Source organism: Psychrosphaera sp. B3R10 (assembly GCF_018861025.1).
GTDB classification, from domain to species: Bacteria; Pseudomonadota; Gammaproteobacteria; order Enterobacterales; family Alteromonadaceae; genus Psychrosphaera; species Psychrosphaera algicola.
On record NZ_JAHKQH010000046.1, the window covers coordinates 2,761 to 3,028 of the forward strand.

The window sequence follows — 268 nt, forward strand, 5'->3', positions numbered from 1 at the left end:
CATATCTCGAAAACCTTCTTCTATTTGCATACGTAACCGGTATATTTTCGTTACTCGTTTTGCCAGCTGGTGAGCTTGAGGCAACGATGTTGTTAACAGCCAGGGATCTCGAGCTGATTTACTATTTACTTTAGAATGTTTCGATAAACGGGGCATGCCAGAATAATTTAATGCTTTTCTGCCTTTTGATTTTTGTTTGTAAATGATCAGCCTACAACTGAATGGATTGCGTTTGGCGATTGCTCCTGAAAAAGATTTCGGGCAAGTT